20 protein-coding genes are annotated in these 17,799 nt (G+C 65.6%); 14 read left to right on the forward strand and 6 right to left on the reverse strand.

Features of this window, described 5'->3' with window-relative positions; translation table 11 throughout:
* Positions 1 to 153 precede the first annotated feature (153 nt).
* Complete coding sequence (gene queA / locus KH208_RS06415; protein WP_291434837.1) at positions 154 to 1,284, reverse strand: tRNA preQ1(34) S-adenosylmethionine ribosyltransferase-isomerase QueA; 1,131 nt, start codon at positions 1,282 to 1,284, stop codon at positions 154 to 156.
* A 122-nt stretch (positions 1,285 to 1,406) separates the two neighbouring features.
* Between queA and KH208_RS06420 the strand changes: the two genes are divergently transcribed.
* From KH208_RS06420 to KH208_RS06445, 6 genes are all read left to right on the forward strand, one after another.
* On the forward strand, positions 1,407 to 2,057 hold the full coding sequence (locus KH208_RS06420; RefSeq protein WP_291434838.1) for a hypothetical protein: 651 nt from the start codon (positions 1,407 to 1,409) through the stop codon (positions 2,055 to 2,057).
* A complete protein-coding gene (coaBC, locus tag KH208_RS06425) occupies positions 2,054 to 3,310 on the forward strand; it encodes a bifunctional phosphopantothenoylcysteine decarboxylase/phosphopantothenate--cysteine ligase CoaBC (protein WP_291434839.1) in 1,257 nt (418 codons plus the stop codon). Before KH208_RS06420 ends, coaBC begins: the two co-directional genes overlap by 4 nt.
* Positions 3,292 to 4,065, forward strand: a complete 774-nt coding sequence (locus KH208_RS06430) for a hypothetical protein (RefSeq protein WP_291434840.1) — start codon at positions 3,292 to 3,294, stop codon at positions 4,063 to 4,065. The genes coaBC and KH208_RS06430 overlap by 19 nt, the downstream gene beginning before the upstream one ends.
* Positions 4,066 to 4,403: 338 nt before the next feature.
* Positions 4,404 to 4,739, forward strand: a complete 336-nt coding sequence (locus KH208_RS06435; protein WP_291434842.1) for a LysO family transporter — start codon at positions 4,404 to 4,406, stop codon at positions 4,737 to 4,739.
* Positions 4,740 to 4,848: 109 nt separating this feature from the next.
* A complete protein-coding gene (locus KH208_RS06440; RefSeq protein WP_291434843.1) occupies positions 4,849 to 5,448 on the forward strand; it encodes a lysine exporter LysO family protein in 600 nt (199 codons plus the stop codon).
* Between the two features lie 75 nt (positions 5,449 to 5,523).
* A complete protein-coding gene (locus KH208_RS06445) occupies positions 5,524 to 6,246 on the forward strand; it encodes a DVU0298 family protein (RefSeq protein WP_291434844.1) in 723 nt (240 codons plus the stop codon).
* Between the two features lie 93 nt (positions 6,247 to 6,339).
* Here KH208_RS06445 and KH208_RS06450 read toward each other — a convergent pair whose 3' ends face one another.
* The 5 genes from KH208_RS06450 to rplU form a co-directional block, all read right to left on the reverse strand.
* On the reverse strand, positions 6,340 to 7,728 hold the full coding sequence (locus KH208_RS06450) for a sodium-dependent transporter (protein ID WP_291434845.1): 1,389 nt from the start codon (positions 7,726 to 7,728) through the stop codon (positions 6,340 to 6,342).
* Between the two features lie 96 nt (positions 7,729 to 7,824).
* The gene (proB, locus tag KH208_RS06455; RefSeq protein ID WP_291434847.1) at positions 7,825 to 9,057 is read right to left on the reverse strand and encodes a glutamate 5-kinase; all 1,233 of its coding nucleotides are present in this window, start codon (positions 9,055 to 9,057) and stop codon (positions 7,825 to 7,827) included.
* Positions 9,058 to 9,146: 89 nt separating this feature from the next.
* The gene (obgE, locus tag KH208_RS06460) at positions 9,147 to 10,247 is read right to left on the reverse strand and encodes a GTPase ObgE (protein WP_291434849.1); all 1,101 of its coding nucleotides are present in this window, start codon (positions 10,245 to 10,247) and stop codon (positions 9,147 to 9,149) included.
* Positions 10,248 to 10,454: 207 nt separating this feature from the next.
* The gene (gene rpmA, locus KH208_RS06465; protein WP_291434851.1) at positions 10,455 to 10,724 is read right to left on the reverse strand and encodes a 50S ribosomal protein L27; all 270 of its coding nucleotides are present in this window, start codon (positions 10,722 to 10,724) and stop codon (positions 10,455 to 10,457) included.
* Between the two features lie 134 nt (positions 10,725 to 10,858).
* The gene (gene rplU, locus KH208_RS06470) at positions 10,859 to 11,167 is read right to left on the reverse strand and encodes a 50S ribosomal protein L21 (RefSeq protein ID WP_008682513.1); all 309 of its coding nucleotides are present in this window, start codon (positions 11,165 to 11,167) and stop codon (positions 10,859 to 10,861) included.
* Between the two features lie 122 nt (positions 11,168 to 11,289).
* Here rplU and KH208_RS06475 point away from each other — a divergent pair, with 122 nt between their 5' ends.
* From KH208_RS06475 to KH208_RS06510, 8 genes are all read left to right on the forward strand, one after another.
* A complete protein-coding gene (locus KH208_RS06475; protein WP_291434854.1) occupies positions 11,290 to 12,837 on the forward strand; it encodes a class I SAM-dependent RNA methyltransferase in 1,548 nt (515 codons plus the stop codon).
* A gap of 245 nt (positions 12,838 to 13,082) precedes the next feature.
* The gene (locus KH208_RS06480; protein WP_291434856.1) at positions 13,083 to 13,460 is read left to right on the forward strand and encodes an AtpZ/AtpI family protein; all 378 of its coding nucleotides are present in this window, start codon (positions 13,083 to 13,085) and stop codon (positions 13,458 to 13,460) included.
* Positions 13,420 to 13,857 carry a hypothetical protein gene (locus KH208_RS06485; RefSeq protein WP_008682517.1) on the forward strand — a complete coding sequence of 146 codons (438 nt, stop codon included), beginning with the start codon at positions 13,420 to 13,422 and terminating at the stop codon, positions 13,855 to 13,857. Before KH208_RS06480 ends, KH208_RS06485 begins: the two co-directional genes overlap by 41 nt.
* Before the next feature lie 118 nt (positions 13,858 to 13,975).
* Positions 13,976 to 14,680 (forward strand): F0F1 ATP synthase subunit A, encoded by a 705-nt coding sequence (atpB, locus tag KH208_RS06490; protein ID WP_008682518.1) that lies wholly within the window; start codon positions 13,976 to 13,978, stop codon positions 14,678 to 14,680.
* 167 nt (positions 14,681 to 14,847) lie between these two features.
* A complete protein-coding gene (gene atpE / locus KH208_RS06495) occupies positions 14,848 to 15,171 on the forward strand; it encodes an ATP synthase F0 subunit C (RefSeq protein WP_008682519.1) in 324 nt (107 codons plus the stop codon).
* A gap of 312 nt (positions 15,172 to 15,483) precedes the next feature.
* Complete coding sequence (locus KH208_RS06500; protein ID WP_291434860.1) at positions 15,484 to 16,128, forward strand: redox-sensing transcriptional repressor Rex; 645 nt, start codon at positions 15,484 to 15,486, stop codon at positions 16,126 to 16,128.
* 11 nt (positions 16,129 to 16,139) lie between these two features.
* Positions 16,140 to 16,934: an adenosylcobinamide-GDP ribazoletransferase gene (locus tag KH208_RS06505; protein ID WP_291434861.1), complete on the forward strand. Its 795-nt coding sequence runs from the start codon at positions 16,140 to 16,142 to the stop codon at positions 16,932 to 16,934.
* Positions 16,935 to 17,188: 254 nt separating this feature from the next.
* Entirely contained in the window at positions 17,189 to 17,767 is a 579-nt protein-coding gene (locus tag KH208_RS06510; protein WP_291434863.1) for a nitroreductase family protein, read from the forward strand.
* Positions 17,768 to 17,799: the final 32 nt, after the last annotated feature.

The raw sequence follows: 17,799 nt of genomic DNA on the forward strand, positions 1-17,799 counted from the left end.
CGAGCATCGGATGCTCTCAATTTTCGCAGGCTCACGGCGGCTGCGCCGCCGCAAAACCCTACGGGTTTTGGATGTCTGATTTTTCAACTCAGACATCAGCGACAGCACGGGGGACTCCCGCGCCGGAAAAGGACCGGAGAACCGGGCCCGCCCTTATTTAATGAGCATGGCGTCCCCGTAAGAAAAAAAGCGGTAGCCCCTGGTCACGGCTTCGGCATAGGCCGCCAGCATGCGCTCGCGCCCGGCAAAGGCCGAAACCAGCATGAGCAGGGAGGATTCCGGCAGGTGAAAATTGGTCAGCACCGCGTCCACCACGCGGAAGCTCCTGCCGGGATAGAGAAAAATATCCGTCCAGCCCGTGTAGGGCTGCACCCGGCCGCAGAGCTCGGCCACGCCCTCCAGGGTGCGCACGCTGGTGGTGCCCACGGCCACCACGGGACGGCCCTGGGCCTTGGCCCTGGCTATGGCCGCGGCCGTGGCCTCCGGCACTTCCACATATTCGCGGTGCATGCGGTGGCTGCGGATGTCCTCGCAACGCACCGGGCTGAAGGTGCCGTAGCCCACATAGAGCGTCACCTCGGCCCACTCAAAGCCCCGGTCCGCCAGTTTTTCACGCATGGCCGGGGTGAAGTGCAGACCGGCCGTGGGCGCGGCCACGGAGCCGGTTTTGTCGCTTCTGGCGTAGACGGTCTGGTAACGGCTGAGGTCTTCCTCGCCGTCGGCGCGCTTGATATAGGGGGGCAACGGGATATGCCCGGTGGCCGCGAAGGCCTTGGCCAGATCGCCCTGCCAGGCCAGGCGTACCCGGCGCTGCCCGAAGGGGCCGGATTCCAGCACGGTCACGCTGATGCCCGCGCCGAAGGCGAAGGTTTCGCCCTCGCGCACGCTGCCCCCGCAACGCACCAGGCCCTCGGCCTCCGCACTGAAGGCCTCCGCGCCGCCGGGCCCGCCAGGGCGCTTGTCGGGCCGGGCACGTTCCATGACCAGGGGCAGAGGCGTGAGCAGCAGGAATTCCACCTTGCCGCCCGTGGCCCGCGAACCCAGCAGGCGCGCCTGCAGGACGCGCGAATTGTTGGCGACGATCAGCGCATTGCCCGGCAGGCAGTCGGGCAGATCGCCGAACATGCCGTGGCGCAGCTCAGGGCGGGGATCGGAAGCGCCCTTGCGCGGCAGGACCAGCAAACGGGATGCGCCCCGCTCTTCGGGGGGAAACTGGGCGATCTGCTCCGGCGGCAGATCAAAACGGTAACTGCTCAGAGAAAAATCCGCTTCGTCGGGAATCATGGCTGTGGCGGGCCTCGTTGCTGCGCCCGTCCCGCCGCCGGACTTGTCAGGGCGCGGCGGAGAGGCTAGGCTGTGTTCCTGAATCCGGACAATCTGTCATGTCCGGGCTAAGGAGTATAGCCATGCGACGCACGCTTGTCACCCTCGCTCTGGGGCTGGTCCTCGCCGCAGCCCAGGGCTGCGCCTCCATGGGCGTCGGCAATCCCTTTTCCAACGACCCGCTCACCGGCGGCGCGGACGCCGCGTCCAGCCAGCTGCTGAACGTGCCCCTGCCCACCGGCATGCAGCGCTATGCCTCGCACGGCTATATGAATTACGGCGCGGACGGGGAGCGCGAGGGCCTGGAAACCCTGCGCGGCAATGTGGACGCCTCGCAGGCGGCCCAGAGCATGTTCACGGCCCTGCAAAGCCAGGGCTGGCAGCTGCGGCTCTCCCTGCGCAAGGGGGACCGCTCTCTCTACGTCTATGACAAGGGCAACAGCCTGGCGGTGCTGGCCTTCCGCCGTCAGACCGTCCTGACCATTCTGGAGATCTGGGCGGGCAGCCGCCTGCCCGACGGTTCGGCCCTCAGTCTGCCCGGCGGCGCGGACAGCGGCGCGGAACTGTCCGGCGAGGAATACGCGCCCCTGGGCAACGAACCAGGCCAGAGCGCGCCCACGCCGCCGCCCGGCACCACGGAGCAGTGGGGCGCGGGAGCTCCCGCCGGCTCTGGTGGTCCCGGTGCTTCCGGTGCTGCGGGCACGTCCGGCGGCCTGCAGGAGCGCGCGCTGTGAGCCCGGCCCCGGCCGTATCCCTTGCCACGCCTTTTGACCGGAGCACGCGCTTTGCCCATAAACGCCTGCATCTGGGGGTCTGCGGTTCGGTGGCCTGCTACCGGGCCACCGACTTGCTGCGGGCCTGGCTCAGGCTGGGCATCCATGTTTCAGCCACGCTCACGGACGGGGCCCGGCGTTTCGTCACGCCCCTGCTCTTCGAATCCCTGGGCGCGATGCCGGTCTACGGCGGCATGTTCGAAGCCGGTCAGGATACTTTCTCCCATCTGGAGCCGGGACAGCGCGCCGAGGCCCTGGTCGTGGCCCCGGCCTCGGCCGATGTTTTGGCGCGTCTGGCCCACGGCGCGGCCTCGGACATGCTGGCGGCCCAGGCTCTGGCCTTTGACGGCCCGCTGGTCCTGGCCCCGGCCATGAACCCGCGGATGTGGTCCCATCCGGCCACCCGGGCCAACGCGGCTCTTCTGGAGCAGCGCGGCGCGCGTTTCGTGGGGCCGGACAACGGCGGCACGGCCTGCGGCGACGACGGCCAAGGGCGTCTGGCCGCCCTGCCGGAAATTTTTCTGGCCGGGCTGCAAGCCCTGTCCCCTCAGGATATGGCCGGTCTGCGGGTCATGGTCACTCTGGGCCCCACGCGCGAGGCCTGGGACGGCGTGCGCTTCTGGTCCAATCCCTCCAGCGGGCTGATGGGAGCGGCCCTGACCGTGTGCGCCTGGCTGCGCGGGGCCGAAGTGACGGCAATCTGCGGGCCGGGGGTGAGCGTTTTTCTGCCGCGAGGCGTGCAACGGCGCAACGTGACGAACGCGCGCGAGATGTACGAGGCCGCGCGCGGCCTCTGGCCGGATATGGACATGGGCATGTTCACGGCGGCGGTGGCCGATTTTTCACCCGCGCCCCTTGGGGAACGCAAATTCAAGAAATCCGAGGCGCCTGACGGCTTCAGCCTGGATTTCAGGCCCAATCCGGATATTCTGCACAGCCTGGCCGCCGTGCGCCGTCCGGGCCAGAAGGTGCTGGGTTTCGCGGCGGAGACCGCGCCGGACATGGACGCCCTGCTGCCCCTGGCGCGCGCCAAACTGGCCCGCAAAAAAGCCGATCTGCTGGCGGCCAATCGCGTCAATGCCGTGGACAGCGGCTTCGGCACGCCCACCAACAGCATGGCCGTGGCGGACGCGCGCGGGCGCGAGGAAATCTGGCCCTCACAAAGCAAGGCCGATGTGGCCTGGGAGCTCTGCACATGGCTTTTGCGGATCTGAATCCGCTGGGCGCGCTCTGGCAGGGCCACGGCCTGCGCTGCCTGCTGCTGCCGGAGGACGCGCCACCGGCCTGCTCATTCTGCGCCGAGCCTGGCCTGCGGCCCGCCCAGCCAAGGCGGGCCGCCGCCCCGGCCGCCCGGTCCGTTCAGCCAGCCCGGCAAGGGTCGCGTCCGGCCCGCCAAATGGCTCCCGCCGCGCCGGAAGGGAGCGCCCCGGAACAACGGGAAAGCGCCCGCGCCGGGGAGCGCTGGCGGCCCCTGCCGCCGCACGTCTGGCCCGCGCCCTGGCGGGGACGTCTGGCGGCCACCCGGCCCGGCCTGGTGGTCTGGACCTACTGGAATCTGGGCAGGGATCTCTGCGGCGCGCATGACGAGCAGCGTCAGGCGCGGCGGGCTTTCCTGCAACGTCTGCTGGGCGATCTGGGGCATCCGGCGGGCACGCATACGTTCTGGCCCGCCTGCCTGCCGCCGGAAGACGCGGCCGGCGCTCCGGACGCGGAGAACTGCGCGCCCCATGCCGACGTCTTCTGGTCCGGCGTGAGCACGCTGGGCGCGCGCGGCGTGGTGGTCATGGGCTCGGCGGCGGCCAAGGCCCTGGCCCTGCCGGGCGGCCTCCGCCCCCTGCAGCAGACCCGCCATCGCGGGCATCTGATCTGGGTGCTCTGGGATGTGGAATATCTGCTGCACGAGGAGCAGCGCTATGGGGCCATGCTGGCCTTTTTGCGGCAGGCGTTACGCCATGTCATCCGGAGCTGAAGGCTGTTCCTGGAATAAGTTCTTTTGTCTTCCGGCTGCGTCACGTCCGCTCTGAAAAACATCCCGCTCTGGCGGCTAGTTCTGAATGAGGATTTTCGTTCTCCGCCAAGGGCGCCAGCCGTCGCCGTGGGCGGCTTGCTTGAGCCGTCCACGGCGAAGCTGCGTTACGGATCACAAGGTTCGTCTACGGCTAAAGCTCCTTCGTCGCGACGGTTCAAACAAGGCGAGGCCTGGGCGGAGGGAGCATATTTAAACCCGCCTTCGCACGGGGCGAGCCGGACGCCGGCAGAGAGCGAAAGGACAGGTTAGAAACAGCCCCCAGGAAAGAGAGAAAAAACATGTTCATCGCCATGGGCCTGATGCTGCTGGGCATGATCCTGGGCTGGCTGCTGCGCGGCCGGGCCAGGCTCGGCCTGCTGACCCGCTGCGTCTCACCGGCCATCATGCTGTTGCTCTTTTCCCTGGGCGTGGCCGTGGGCGGCAATAGGGAACTGATGAACAACCTGCCGCTGCTGGGCGGCAAAGCCCTGTTGCTGACCCTGGCGGGCGTGGCCGGGTCCCTGGCCTGCGTGGCTGTGATCCGGCGCTGGTTCCGCGATTTCCCCGCAGCCCCGGGCGCGGGCAATGCCCGAAAAACTCCTGTTGATGCACACCCGCCGCACGACGGCGAGTAACGGGCCGCCGTGCGGCAAATTTTTCTGAACACGAGCCGATGGCGGCGCAAATACCGCGTAAGCGGGCTTTGTCACCAGTCCATAAAGACCCGGAGGGGCTTTTTTCCGTATGTCCGGCAGCCTGCTGATTTTGGCTTTTTTCGGCGCGGGGCTGGGTCTGGCCCGACTGGGCCTGATTCCCCGCTATTTTGTGGAGCACGACGCCACGCTCTATGTGCTCTGGCTGCTCATGGGACTGGTGGGCCTGTCCATCGGCTCGGACCGGCGGCTGAGCGAGATTCTGCGCACCCTGCGCCCGCGCGTGCTGCTGCTCCCCTTGGCCACCACTGTGGGCACCTTCGCGGGCGTGGCCGCGGCCAGTCTTTTTCTGGCCTACAGCCTGGCCGACTGCCTGGCCGTGGGCGCGGGCTTCGCCTACTACTCCCTTTCCTCCATCTTCATCACCCAGTACAAGGGCGCGGAGCTGGGCACCGTGGCCCTGCTCAGCAACATCCTGCGCGAAATCCTGACCCTGGTGGGCACGCCGCTGCTGGTGCGCCTGCTGGGGCCGCTGGCCCCCATTTCCTGCGGCGGAGCCTCCACCATGGACACCACTCTGCCCATCATCGCCCGCTACGCGGGCCGGGACTGGATTTTCGTCTCCATCGTGCACGCCATGATCCTGGATTTCAGCGTGCCGTTCTGGGTTGTCTTCTTCTGCACGCTGTAGGCATGGCGGCTTGCCAGACGCTGAAAAAGTCGTAACTCTGGATGTGGCCGCATTTTAAACCAGCGGAGGAAAGCCATGCCCAGGATGCGTTCAACCAAGCAGCAATTGAAACAATATTTGCAGAGTCCGCAGTGGCGGGATCATTTGGAAGAAATCGCCGCAGGCGGCGCGTCCCATGTGGGGCCGCTTTTTTCCTTCCTGCTGCTGGGCCCGCAGACCATGCACCGGGCCGCCGTGGCCCTGGGCCTGACCACGGCCCGGCTGGCCGGGCGCGATTCCGAGGCGGCCCGCAACATCATCCGCCGCTTCATGTGGCATATGAATGAAGAATCCGGCAACATCGGCTGGGGCATTCCCGAAGCCTTCGGCGAAAGCCTGGCCGCCAGCCCGGCTCTGGCCAAGGATTTTCACCGCGTGCTGGCTTCCTATCTCATCGACCTGGGCCGGGACGACAATTACTGCGACAACGACCTGCTGCGCCGCTCATGTTACTGGGCCGTCGGCCGTCTGGCCCAGGCCAGGCCCGAACTCTGCGCGGGCGCGCGACCCTGGCTGCGCAAAGGCCTGGAGGACAACGACGTGATCTGCCGGGGCATGGCCGCCTGGGCTCTGGCCCAGTTGCCGCCGGATTTCATGGACACGCCCGCCCTGCGCCGCCTGGCCGACGCCGGGCATGAAGAAATCTGCGAACTTTTCGACGGCGGGCAACTCCATGAAAAAAGCGTCAGCCAACTGGCACGCGAAGCCCTGGCCCGTGAAGTCCCGGCCCAGGCCGAGGCTGACGCGGACCGGCCCTGAATGGCACGGAACGTCCCCAGAGCGGGCCTGATCGGGCTGCCTCCGGACCGGCTTTCCGGCATTGCCCTCGGGGCTTCTTCCCGTTTGATCCGCTTAAAATACCTTCAGGCCGTGCAGCAAAATAATGGCGATGAGCAAAGGCGTCACCGTACGGCAGGCCAGACGCAGCAGACGCGCCAGACCTTGCAGCGGCAGGCTGCCGTTGTTGGTCAGGGCCGCGACGAATTCCCGTTCCGGCCAGGCGTAGCCCGCGAACAGGCTGGTCAGCAGGCCGCAGACCGGCAGCAGCAGGTTGGACGTGGCGAAATCATAGGCGTCAAAGAACGACAGGCCGAAGACGGTCTCCGGGGCCCAGATCCCGGTGGAGAGCGTGGGCGGAACGCCCAGGGCGGCCACGCCGAGCGTCACCAGCAGAGTGGCCCTGGGGCGGGGCAGCTTGCAGGTTTCCAGCAGCCAGGCCACGGGAATTTCCAGCAGGCAGAGCATGGCCCCGATGGCGGCCACGGCCGAGAGCACAAAAAAGATCGCCGTAAAGAACTGCCCGCCCGGCATGGAGGCGAAGACCGCCGGAATGGTCAGGAAAAGCAGGCTGGTGCCCGCCGTGGGCTCGAAGCCGAAGCTGAACACCGCCGGAAACACGGCCACGCCCGCCAGCAGGGAGACCAGCAGGTCGCAGACCATCACCCGCAGGGCCAGGGCGGGCACGCGGGTGTCGGCCTGGAAATAGCTGCCGTAGGTGATCATGCAGCCGAAGCCGATGGACATTTTGAAAAAGGACAGACCCATGGCCATCAACACCACTTCGCCGTTGATGCGCGCGAAGTCGGGCATGAAGAGAAAGCGCAGGCCCGCACCGGCGTTGGGCAGGGTCAGGCTGCGGATGCAGACCGCCACCAGCAGCAGAAAAAGCAGGGGAATGAGCACGCGCGTGACGCGTTCGATGCCCCCCGAGGCCCCGCGCATGATCACGGCCGCGATGAACCCCAGCACCAGCCATTGCCAGAGCAGGCTTTCCCACGGGCTTGCCAGCAGTTCTTCGAAAATGCGGGCCGCCGCCAGCGGATCCGTGGTAGCCACGCCGCCGCTCAGGGCCTTGGGCACATAAGCGAAGACCCAGCCCGCCACGTCGCTGTAAAAGGCCAGAATCAGCGCGGCGGCCAGTACCGAGAGCGCGCCCGTCACCCACCAGGCCCGGCGCGGGGTCAGCAGGGTGAAGGTTCTATAGGCATTGGCGCGTGTGCGCCGCCCCATGATCATTTCCACGATCATCAGGGGCAGGGCCACCAGCATGGTGGAAAGCACGTAGATCAGCAGGAAGGACGCGCCGCCGTGCTGCCCGGTGAGGGCGGGCACCTTCCAGATATTGCCCAAGCCGACGGCCGAGCCCAGGGTGGCCGCCAGCACGCCGAGCCGGGAGGCGAAAAGATCCCGCGCTCCCCGTCCCGTCCCGCCTGTTCCTGATCCCGTTGCCGATGCCCCCATGCCTCCTCCCCCCAAGACGGCCGCCAGACGGCGCGGTCGTTCACACGCGGCGTCAGAGCGATGCACGCATTTCAAACGTGTCAAACGTGGATTGCTCTATACCGCCGCGTCCAGCAGCAGATTGTCCCTGTGGATGACTTCCGGATAGTGGGCGTCGCCCAGAATGGCCGCCACCTCGTGACGCTTGAGCCCCATGATTTTCTTCAGGTCCGCCGCGCTGTAATTGGAAAGGCCCACGCCCAGGCTTTGCCCCTCGTGCAGCACGCGCACCAGGGCTCCTTTCTGGAATGCGCCTTCCACCTGGCGCACGCCGCCGGGCAGCAGACTGCCGCCCTTGCGCAGCAGGGCCTGCGCCGCGCCCGCGTCCACCGTGACGTTGCCCGCCGGTTCCGACTGGTAGGCCAGCCAGAACTTGCGGCGCGGTATGGCGTGCCCCGCGGGACGCACCCAGGTTCCCGGCGTTGCCGCCGGGGTTCCGCCCGCCGCATCCAGCGCCGCCGCGTCAAAGACGCGGGTCAGCACGTCGGGCGCGCGGCCCGGCAGAATCAGGGTGGGCACGCCGATCTGGGCGGCGCGCCGGGCGGCCAGCAGTTTGGAATACATGCCGCCCGTGCCCACGGAAGTTTTGCCGCCGCAGAGCTGGCTGAGATCCAGGGCCGCCACGTCCTCGATATGGTCCATGACCGGCGCGTCGGGTTGCTGCTGGGGATTGGCGGCCAGCACGCCGGGCGACGAGGTCAGATTGATGAACAGGTCCGCGCCCGTGAGGTTGACCAGCAGGCTGGCGAGGCAGTCGTTGTCGCCGAACTTGAGCTCGCTTACGGAAACCGTGTCGTTTTCATTGACAATGGGCAGCACGCGCCACTGCAGGAGTTCCGCGAAGGTGTTGCGGGCGTTGAGAAAGCGCTGGCGGGCGCGCAGGTCGTCGCGGGTCAGCAGCACTTGGGCCGTGGGCATGCCGTGGGCGTGAAAAGCCGCGTCCCAGGCCCGCATCAGCTGGCCCTGGCCCACGGCGGCGGCGGCCTGCCGGGCCGCCAGGCCCGTGGCTTCCACCTGCCTGCCGTGCACAGCCAGGGCCGCCCGCCCGGCGGCCACAGCGCCGGAAGAAACCAGTACCAGCCGCCGCTCGCCGGACAGATTGCCTTGCGCACCGGCTTGCGAGCCGGGCGGGCGGCGCAGCCCGGCCAGTTGCCCGGCCAGACTGTCCAGCACGGCGGCGCTGAGCCCTTGGGCGTCGGTCAGCACGGCGCTGCCTACCTTGATCACCACCACACGGGCCTGTGCCAGCACACGGGCCCGCTCCTGCCGCCAATCCTCCGGCCTTTCCATCACCGCCTCCGCTGCAATTGCCCGCACAACGCGTGCCGCTTCCGCCCCGGCCGTCCGCGCTTTCCGCCGGACACACCGCCGGAACAGTCTCACTCGCGCGTGTAGATCACTTCAATGTCCGGGAATTCCTCGTCCGCTTCCGCCTCTTCCCGCTCATATCGCAGCAGGGGCTCGTGGCGAGCCAGCTCGTCGCGCAGCCGCCAGAGTTCGGCCACCAACGGTTCCAGGGCCTGCTCTTCGCGGGCGGAAATGAAGAATATCTTCCGGCCGTCGGCTTCGGCGCGGGCTTTCAGAGTCTCCAGGCGCTCCTCGTCCACCAGGTCTATTTTATTGACCACTTCAATCTGCCTCCGCTCGGCCAGCTCCGGATCGAAACGCCGCAACTCCTCATTGACCAGTTCAAACCCGGCCCAGGGATCCGCGTCGTCCACATCCTCAATGCTCAACATATGCACAAGAAAGCGGGTGCGTTCCACATGCTTCAAAAAGCGGTGCCCCAGGCCCTGCCCGGCGTGCGCGCCCTCAATAAGGCCGGGGATGTCGGCAATGACCATGCGCTTGTCCGGATCCACTTCGTCGATCATCACGCCCAGATTGGGCGTCAGGGTGGTGAAAGGATAGGCCGCGATTTTGGGACGTGCCGCCGAAACCCGCGAAATGAACGTGGACTTGCCCGCGTTGGGCAGACCGATGAGTCCGGCGTCGGCCAGGATTTTCAGCTCCAGGCGCAGGTTCAGCTCCTCGCCGGGTTCGCCGGGTTGGGCAAAGCGCGGCGCACGCATGGTGGCGGACTTGAAATGCTCGTTGCCTTTGCCGCCGCGTCCGCCGCGCGCCGCCAGCGCAAGGCTGTCCGGTTCGCTGAGGTCGGCCAGCAGGCGCTCGCCTTCCGGCCCTTCGGCAAAAACCAGCGTGCCCACGGGCAGGCCCAGCACCAGATCCGTACCTTTTTTGCCGTCGCATTGGCTGCCCTGGCCGGGCTGGCCGTTCTGGGCCTCATACAGCCGCTTCAGACGAAAGTCATAGAGGGAAAGCAGACGGTTGTCGGCCCGCAGATAGACGGAACCGCCGTCTCCGCCGTTGCCTCCGTCCGGGCCGCCGCGCGGCACAAACTTCTCTCGCCGGAAGGACACGCAGCCGTGGCCGCCCTTGCCCGCCCGGACCTGAATTTTCGCTTCATCCACAAATCTCATACTATGTTGCCTCTGACCGGGGCATCATGGCCCCGGATTTATGTTATTCAAACAAGATAAGCACTTGAAATGTTCGTTTACGGGGGCAAAACCCGCATGCCCGCATTTCGCGGCAAACGTTTTCAGTATGCCCGGAAAAAAGACAAAAGGGAAGGAACCGCCCCTGAGGGCGGCTCCTTCCCTTTGAAATTTTCACGCGAAGGCGCTTTATTGAGCGGGCGCTTCCACATGCACGCGCGTCAACACGCGGCGCTTGCGGATATATTTTTCAAAACGCACCACGCCCTCCACCTTGGCGAACAGGGTAAAATCCCTGCCCATGCCTACATTGGCGCCGGGATACACAACGGTGCCCAGCTGACGTACCAGAATATTGCCCGCCAGCACATGCTGACCGCCGAAACGCTTGACGCCGCGGCGTTGACCCGCGCTGTCGCGGCCGTTGCGCGAAGAGCCGCCTGCTTTCTTATGAGCCATGATAGCCTCCTGAACGCTGAACTCTCGAAACACCTTGCCCATTCCGCCCCGGCTTCGGCCCTGAATCGCGACCCGATGCGGGACCGCTTCCGGAAGCCGACCGAAAAACGGAGGGCCCGTTTCGAAAGGCCAGCCTAGCTGTTGATGCTTTTGACGCGAATGGTGGTGCAGTCCTGACGGTGACCGCGCAGCGTTTTGGAATCCTTACGCCGCCTGCGTTTGAACACCATGACCTTGGGGCCGCGCCCCTGTTCCACCACTTCCGCCGTCACGGCGGCGCCGGCCAAGTACGGAGCGCCCACTTTGCAGTCCGCGCCCCCGACCATCAGCACCTTATCCAAGGTAACATCGCTGCCGGCCTGGGCCGCGAGCTTTTCCACAACAATCTTGGAACCTTCTTCGACGCGGTACTGTTTTCCGCCGGTCTCGATAATCGCGTACATGATCAACCTCCAAAAAGAGAAAGGCATATTTGCCCGATGGAACGGAAAATGTCAAGACCCGGGCCCCGATCTTTTTTATCCGGACGTTTTTCCCGGCCGGAATGCCGGACAAATCCGGCGGCATGGCCTTGGCAAAACCGCCCCGGCGCTGCTACCTTGCCGCCATGAGCGAAATCCTCACCCTGACAGTGGACAGCCTGGCCCACGACGGACGCGGCATCGCCCGCCTGCCGGAGACAGGCCACAACGGCGAAGTCCGTGGAAGCGGCACGGCGGTCTTTGTGAGCGGCGCGCTGCCGGGGCAGATTGTCCGCGCGCGGGTCGTCAGGCGCAAGACCCGCCTTGTGGAGGCCGACCTGCTGGACGTGCTGCGCCCGGCCCCGGACGCCGTGCCGGCGCTCTGCCCGCACCAGCATATCTGCGGCGGCTGCCCTCTGCAGATCATGCCTTACCCGGCGCAGCTGCGCTGGAAGGAAGATTTGGCCCTGGCGGCCCTGGCCCGCATCGGGCATCTGGACCGGGGCATGCTCGCAGCGGTTTTGGAGCCGCCGCACCCTTCCCCGGAGCAGGCGGCGTTCCGCAACAAGATGGAATTCGCCTTTGGCCGGGACGCGGGCGGCAATCTGATTCTGGGGCAGCGCCGCCGGGGCGGCGCCGGAGTCATCGCGGTGCCGGACTGTGTGCTGCTGCCCGCCGGGGCTCAGGACATTCTGGCCGCTGCCCGTCGCTCGGCGGAACAGAGCGGCCTCGCCCCCTATGCCGCTCCGCCCGCACGGCGCGGCCCTGGCCGGGACAAAAAGACCCATGCAGCCGGATCGCACGGCTTCTGGCGCTTCCTGGTTCTGCGTAGCGGCAGACGGGAAGACGACCCCGCGCCACGCTGGTGGGCCCTGTGCGTAACCAGTCCCGGCGGTGCGGACGGACGGGCCGCCGCGCGCGCTCTGGGCGAAGAGCTGCTGGGCGGCTTTCCGGACCTGGCCGCCTTTGTCCATGAGGAACGGCAAAGCCCCGATGCCCTGGCCGCCGGTGAGCGGCGCGTGCTCTGCCTTAACGGGAGAGGCGGGGAAGATCCGCAGGCCGCCCTGCTCCACCTGCCGCTGGGCGATTGCCTGTTCGCCCTGGACGCGGCTTCTTTCTTTCAGGTCAACACCAGAGCCGCGCAGAATCTGGCCCGCCTGGCTCAGGACATGCTCCGGCAGACGCGCGGCGGCGCGGAAAACGGCGCATCCCTGCTGGACCTTTACTGCGGCGTGGGCGCGCCGGGGCAACTGCTGGCTCCTGACTACGATCGGCTTCTGGGCCTGGAATGCGACAAACGCGCCGTGGCTCTGGCCCGGCGCAACGCGGAACGCGGCGGACTGACCCGGTGCCGCTACGAAGCGGGCGATGCGGCGGCCCTGCTGGACCGGCTGCGGCGTGAGCGGCGCGGTCCCGGCTGGGACACGGTACTGGCCGACCCGCCGCGCGCCGGTCTCGCCCCTCGGGTTCTGGACGGCCTGCTGGCGCTGCGGCCCCAAACTATCCTCTATATATCCTGCAACCCGGCCACCCTGGCCAGGGACGCGGACGGCCTCCAGGCGCGCTACAGCCTGGAACGGCTGGCGGCCGTGGATCTTTTTCCACATACGCCGCACCTGGAATGCCTCAGCCTCTGGCGGCTTAAGTCCTGAAAAGGTCAAAAACAACCCCGGCAGGCCCGCGCGTACGGCGAAAATATGCGCAGATGCCGAATGTTTCAGCGCAAAGCCGTTGACGCGCCGTGGAGGCTGTGATAATTTACACAGCGTTAGGGCAAAATCATAGCAAACATAGGATTTGCCGGGTGACAGCGGGAACTGACGCCCACACCTGAGAAGGGTTCCACAGCGCGGATGTAAAAGATGTGCGCGCCGCTGACACAACGCGGAGGCGGCCCATGTCGTTCAAGGATATTCTCAAACAACAGCAGAGCGGCATGGAAGCCCTGGCAACCACCGGGGTCATCGGCCTGCATCTGGTCAGCGGGCCGCTGGTGGGCTTCGCCATAGGTTACGGCCTGGATTACTGGCTGGATACCAGCCCCTGGTGCAAATTGTTTTTCCTGCTGCTGGGCATTGCCGCCGGTTTTTTGAATGTCTACCGGGACACGCAGCATCTGTTGAAAAAAATGGCGGCTGAAGACGCCCGCCGCAAGGGCCTCAGCCCGACGTCCGGCATGCCGACGCGGCAGACCGGCACCGGGGCGGGCGCAACGCAGGGAACCAGAGAGACAAATGACCGCGCAGACGCTGAAAACCATGACGCACAGCCTTGACGCCTGGCTCTGGCGGCGGGGCATCGGGCACCCGGTCATCCGGCCGCTGGTGCGCAACGAACTGCTGCTGACGGCCCTGTTTCTGCTGGGCGGCGGCGCGGCTTTCAGCGCGACGCCCTGGTTTTTCTGGTTCGGCGTGGGATTGGGCATTATGACCCTGACGTTCTGGAGCTTGGCGCGCTTTTTCCTGCGCGCGGGCCTGGGCGAATACAGCACCGCGTTTTTACGCGTGGTATTGCTGCGCTGGGGCGGCAGGCTGCTGCTGCTGGGCGGGCTGCTCTACTGGGCCCTGATAGTCTGCAAAGCGCCGGTAACGGCCATTCTGGGCGGCCTGACCGCCGGGGCGGCCACGGCTCTGATAACCTTCGCCGTGGCTTCGCGTAACGCACGGCGCTGAGGCAGCGGGCGGCGGAGCCGCCGGACGGAACACTTCATTGGGGGAAAGGCCTCGGGCATTCGCGCCGCGCGGCCTTTGAAAACACGGTTCAGCTTGTATCCACACAGGAGGCTGGCTCATGGCAGGTGGTTTGCCGCATCCGGTATTGCTTTCCACATTTATGGGCATGGACGAGATCACCATCGGCGGACAGGTGATCGAATTCAAACACGTCTTTTATTCCTGGGTCTGCATGGCCATCCTCTTCACGGTGGCCTTGATCATGCGCCGGCGGCTGACGCTTGTGCCGGGGGGCCTGCAAAACTTCTTCGAGGCGCTCGTCGACACCATTGAACGCTTCGTCTGTTCCACCATGGGCGAGGTGGGGCGCAAATACGTGCCCCTGCTGGCCGGTATGTTCATCTACATTTTCGGCATGAACCTCATGGGTCTGATCCCGGGTTTCGACGCGCCCACGGCCAACCTGAACACCACGGTCTGCATGGCGCTCTTTGTGCTCGTCTATTACAACGCCGTGGGCCTGATGCGCTGGAAAAGCCATTACATCAATCAGTTCACCGGCCCGTCCAAGTTCCTCATTCCGCTGATGTTCCCGCTGGAAGTGGTTTCGCACCTCTCGCGCCCGGTTTCTCTCTCCCTCCGTCTTTTCGGCAACATCCGGGGTGAGGAAATCGTCATGATTCTCTTCTTCGTCATGGCCCCCCTGCTGGGCACTCTGCCCATCTACGCCCTCTTTCTTTTGGGCAAGACCATGCAGGCTTTCGTATTCTTCATGCTGACCATGTTCTACATCAAGGGCGCTCTGGAAGGCCCTGAGCACTAAACCGACACGCCGACATCTCCCCCGCGGCCCGCTTGTCCGGGCCGCGGGCGGAGCCGCCGCCGGAACCGCCTGAGCACGCGGCCCGGATTCCGGAATGAAACTGCTTGCATCATTTGGGGGAATGGTCGTACGCGACCCAACTATAAACCAGTGTAAGGAGTGCTCTCATGCGTAAATTTCTGATGATCGCCCTGAACACCGTGGCGCTGCTGGGCTTGGCCAGCATGGCTTTTGCCGCCAACCAGCTCGACTCCGCCGCTCTGGGCTACACCTGCCTGGCCGCTGCCCTCGGCATCGGCATCGCCGCTTTCGGTTGCGGCATCGGCATGGGCCTGGGCCTCAAGGGCGCCTGCGAAGGCGTTGCCCGCAACCCCGACGTGAGCGGCAAGATCACCGGTACCATGATTCTGGCCTTCGCCTTCATCGAATCTCTGGCCATTTACGCTCTGGTCATCAGCTTCATCCTGCTCTACGCCAACCCTTACGCGTAGTCCGCGTTCGATCGCACAAAAAAGGGAGGCCTTGGCCTCCCTTTTTTGTGCGCGCCGAACCCGGACGCTGCTGCGCATCCGCCACGGCGGGCCCGCATCCTTTACTCCGGCCCCCCTCAGCGGCCTCCCCCTCCGGCATGTCGCCAACTCCGCGTAAAGGCGCACAAAATCGATAGAAAACGGCCAGCGTGCCCCCCCTCGGGCGGGCGCGTCATCCCTCTTGCGCAATGCTCCGTTTTCAAGTATTCTGAATAATACTTTATTTCACAAGTCAACATTAACGAATCTGCTCCAAGCTATAAGGCACCGCACATGGTCACTCAACCCAAAAGCAAACACATTCCCCGCGCCACCATCCAGCGTCTTGCAACCTACGTGCAGGTGCTTGAAAATTTTGCCCGCGATGATGTGGAAGTCATTTCCTCCAACCCTCTGGCCGAAGCCTGCGGCGTCAACGGCTCGCAGGTACGTAAGGATCTGGCTTATTTCGGGGAATTCGGCATCCGGGGCGTGGGCTACCATGTGACTTCGCTCATCGCGGCTATTACCTCGGCACTGGGCGTGGACCGCGAATGGCGTATGGCCCTGATCGGCGTGGGCAACCTGGGCAAGGCCATTCTGAACCATGGGGAATTCCGCGCGCGCGGCTTCAACATCGTGGGCATTTTTGACTGCGATCCCTTCAAGATCGGCGAAATCGTGCACGGCCTGGAAGTGCATTGCACCAAGGATCTCAAGGGCATGGTGGCGGAACTGAACATTGAAATCGGCATCATCACCACTCCGCCGGAACGCGCCCAGCGCGCGGCCCAACATCTGATGGACGCGGGCCTGACCTCTATCCTCAATTTCGCGCCCGCGCGGATCAAGGTGCCGGAACGCGTTCATGTGGAATACGTGGACTTTTTCCACCACCTCTATGCCTTGGCCTTCAATCACACCCAGGCCCGTTATTGAGCGGACCCGGCATGTCTCCGGCCGCATGGGGCGGACGCTTTCTGGATGCCCTGGCCTTTCTGAGCCGCTTGGCGCCGCCCCGGAGTTTCACCGCGCAATCTCTTGTGGACTGTGTGCCGTGGTTCGCACCCGTCGGCTTGGCTTTGGGCTGTCTCTACACGCTGGTGGCCTGGCTGGCCCTGGCCTTCCTTTCCACCGCAACCGGAGCCTCCCACGCTATGGAGACAGCCTGGCCCGCCGCCGCTCTGGCGGCCTGGCTCTGGCTGGCCCTGGAACTGTGGAGCACGCGCGGCCTGCACTGGGACGGCCTGGCCGACCTGGGCGACGCCTGCGGCAGCGGCGCGAGCGGCGCACGTTTCCGGGAAATTCTACGGGACAGCCGTCTGGGAGCCTTCGGCGCATTGAGCCTGCTGCTGATTTTCAGCGGCCAATGGCTGGCCCTCGCCTGGCATCTGGCCGCCGGGCAGTGGCTCATGCCGATGCTCGCACCGGCCTGGGGCCGGGCCTGCGCGGTCTGGCTGGCCGCCTCCGCGCCGCCCCATAACCCGGATTCTCTGGGCGGCCTGGCCTGTGCCGGGGCCGGTCCGACGGTGCGCCGCGCCTATCGGCTGGGGGCGCTGCTGCTGGTCTGCCTGCTGGCGGCTTCAGGCCTCTCCCCATGGCAGGGTTTGGCCCTGATCGTCACGCAATATTGGCTCACACGCCGCCTGGCCGCGCAGGCCCGGTTACACGGCGGCCTTTCCGGCGATTTTCTGGGCGCGGCCATCGAATTGGGGCAGTTGTGGTTTCTGCTGGCAACGCTGTAAGATGACGCAGGCATACACCGGCACAACCTGGAACAATTCACATTTAAAATGAATGAATCGCTCTGGTGACCGCATGCGGACACCCGCGCCCAAGTGCAAGGAAGCGACCGGAGGCGGCGCAGCCGTGTCCGTTAGCCCACAAAGGGCTTACGGGCAGCAACAGCAGCGATAAACCGCGTTTTTCCGCAGCATGCGGGCGGCGTAGCATTTGAAATATGTAACATTTCAAACGCAAAATACATAAGGAGCGGAACATGGACTTCAAGGAATTAGTGGAGGCGGCCCGCACCTGTCGCCGGTTTGAAGAGAACAAGCCCTTGAATATGGGTGACCTGGACTGGCTGACGGAGTGCGCCCGGCTGGCCCCCTCGGCCCGCAACGCCCAGGAGCTGCGTTTTATTCTGGTGGGGCCGGGCGAAATCTGCCGAAAGCTGTTCGCCCTGACCCGCTGGGCCGGAGCGCTCAAAGATTGGGGCGGCCCCCATCCCGGCGAACGGCCTACGGCGTTCATTGCCGTGCTGATGCCTGAGAACGGCAAGGAGCTGCTCTGCTACGATACAGGCATTGCCTGCCAGACCATCCAGCTGGCGGCCGCCAGCCGTGGCTGGGGTTGCTGCATCATTCAGTCCTTTGACCATAAGGCCGCGCCGGAATTGCTGGGTGTGCCCGAGGGCATGAAGATCGCCCTGGTGCTGGGCCTGGGCGTAGCCAAAGAAAAACGCTTGGTTGCCCCCATGCCCGCCGGCGGCTCGTTCGGCTACTGGCGTGACGAACAGAGCGTGCACTATGTGCCCAAACGCGCGCTGGACGATTTGGTGCTCAAGCGTTTTTGACGGGCCACGGCTTCCGCAGGAACAGTAAGCGC

Source organism: Desulfovibrio sp. (assembly GCF_018379785.1).
GTDB lineage: Bacteria > Desulfobacterota > Desulfovibrionia > Desulfovibrionales > Desulfovibrionaceae > Desulfovibrio.

What these genes read in the sequence shown, in the direction of transcription:
- proB (WP_291434847.1), bottom strand. Translation starts at nt 9,057, where the DNA reads ATGGAAAGGCCGGAGGATTGGCGGCAGGAGCGGGCCCGTGTGCTGGCA.
- queA (WP_291434837.1), bottom strand. Translation starts at nt 1,284, where the DNA reads ATGATTCCCGACGAAGCGGATTTTTCTCTGAGCAGTTACCGTTTTGAT.
- KH208_RS06485 (WP_008682517.1), top strand. Translation starts at nt 13,420, where the DNA reads ATGACCGCGCAGACGCTGAAAACCATGACGCACAGCCTTGACGCCTGG.
- rplU (WP_008682513.1), bottom strand. Translation starts at nt 11,167, where the DNA reads ATGTACGCGATTATCGAGACCGGCGGAAAACAGTACCGCGTCGAAGAA.
- KH208_RS06435 (WP_291434842.1), top strand. Translation starts at nt 4,404, where the DNA reads ATGTTCATCGCCATGGGCCTGATGCTGCTGGGCATGATCCTGGGCTGG.
- KH208_RS06475 (WP_291434854.1), top strand. Translation starts at nt 11,290, where the DNA reads ATGGCCTTGGCAAAACCGCCCCGGCGCTGCTACCTTGCCGCCATGAGC.
- atpB (WP_008682518.1), top strand. Translation starts at nt 13,976, where the DNA reads ATGGCAGGTGGTTTGCCGCATCCGGTATTGCTTTCCACATTTATGGGC.
- KH208_RS06450 (WP_291434845.1), bottom strand. Translation starts at nt 7,728, where the DNA reads ATGGGGGCATCGGCAACGGGATCAGGAACAGGCGGGACGGGACGGGGA.
- KH208_RS06505 (WP_291434861.1), top strand. Translation starts at nt 16,140, where the DNA reads ATGTCTCCGGCCGCATGGGGCGGACGCTTTCTGGATGCCCTGGCCTTT.
- KH208_RS06430 (WP_291434840.1), top strand. Translation starts at nt 3,292, where the DNA reads ATGGCTTTTGCGGATCTGAATCCGCTGGGCGCGCTCTGGCAGGGCCAC.
- KH208_RS06510 (WP_291434863.1), top strand. Translation starts at nt 17,189, where the DNA reads ATGGACTTCAAGGAATTAGTGGAGGCGGCCCGCACCTGTCGCCGGTTT.
- KH208_RS06480 (WP_291434856.1), top strand. Translation starts at nt 13,083, where the DNA reads ATGTCGTTCAAGGATATTCTCAAACAACAGCAGAGCGGCATGGAAGCC.
- KH208_RS06445 (WP_291434844.1), top strand. Translation starts at nt 5,524, where the DNA reads ATGCCCAGGATGCGTTCAACCAAGCAGCAATTGAAACAATATTTGCAG.
- atpE (WP_008682519.1), top strand. Translation starts at nt 14,848, where the DNA reads ATGCGTAAATTTCTGATGATCGCCCTGAACACCGTGGCGCTGCTGGGC.
- KH208_RS06440 (WP_291434843.1), top strand. Translation starts at nt 4,849, where the DNA reads ATGTCCGGCAGCCTGCTGATTTTGGCTTTTTTCGGCGCGGGGCTGGGT.
- obgE (WP_291434849.1), bottom strand. Translation starts at nt 10,247, where the DNA reads ATGAGATTTGTGGATGAAGCGAAAATTCAGGTCCGGGCGGGCAAGGGC.
- KH208_RS06500 (WP_291434860.1), top strand. Translation starts at nt 15,484, where the DNA reads ATGGTCACTCAACCCAAAAGCAAACACATTCCCCGCGCCACCATCCAG.
- rpmA (WP_291434851.1), bottom strand. Translation starts at nt 10,724, where the DNA reads ATGGCTCATAAGAAAGCAGGCGGCTCTTCGCGCAACGGCCGCGACAGC.
- KH208_RS06420 (WP_291434838.1), top strand. Translation starts at nt 1,407, where the DNA reads ATGCGACGCACGCTTGTCACCCTCGCTCTGGGGCTGGTCCTCGCCGCA.